The sequence below is a fragment of the Carboxydocella sp. ULO1 genome, assembly GCF_002049255.1.
Lineage (GTDB): Bacteria > Bacillota.
Genome location: NZ_BDLQ01000065.1, coordinates 1 through 512, shown reverse-complemented (window position 1 = coordinate 512; position 512 = coordinate 1). Strand labels below are relative to the sequence as shown.

The following is a 512-nucleotide window of genomic DNA, read 5'->3' as shown; positions in this document are numbered from 1 at the left end:
AAAAGCGCCTTGGCTTACGCCTCAGCGCTTGTTAACAAATTGCCCTGTTTTCATATCCCGCACTACTAATTTCTGATGAACTGGATGCACTTCAATCCTCTTTGCCGGCGGGTTTTGTCTTACTTCCACCTGTGCGCTTTGCTGTTGGTTTTGATTTTGCCTTTCCACCGTCCACCACCCCTAACACGTCGTGGGCCAGTTCCCGCTTCAACTTCTTAATGTCCTCCTTGGTTAGCTCCGCCGGGAAGCCGATGCCGATGCCGTAGGTCATTTAATCACCCCGCTTTCTTTGTGTAAATACTTTTCTTGGGTCAGTATGGTTTTGAACAGTCTCAGGATCGTCACCGAACATCAACTTGGTAAGATGTTCAAATACATCCTTGCCTAATTTTTCCCCTAAAAAACGTATCGTTAATTTATCTCCCGGGTATTCTTCTTTTACAATCTGCCAAAATTCTTCTGTGCTTTTTGTTTTCATAAGTCTTTCCTTGATGGCGTCATTCATTTTCCCC

General features: G+C 44.7%; 2 protein-coding genes. Both read right to left on the bottom strand.

Features of this window, described 5'->3' with window-relative positions:
- Nucleotides 1-91: 91 nt before the first annotated feature.
- Nucleotides 92-271: a hypothetical protein gene (locus ULO1_RS09135; RefSeq protein ID WP_079933431.1), complete on the bottom strand. Its 180-nt coding sequence runs from the start codon at nt 269-271 to the stop codon at nt 92-94.
- On the bottom strand, nt 272-512 hold a 241-nt coding region (locus ULO1_RS14770; protein WP_159446869.1), incomplete at its 5' end, for a hypothetical protein. It lies immediately after the preceding gene.

Coding starts and splice junctions, on each gene's coding strand:
- ULO1_RS09135 (WP_079933431.1), bottom strand. CDS start 271: ATGACCTACGGCATCGGCATCGGCTTCCCGGCGGAGCTAACCAAGGAG.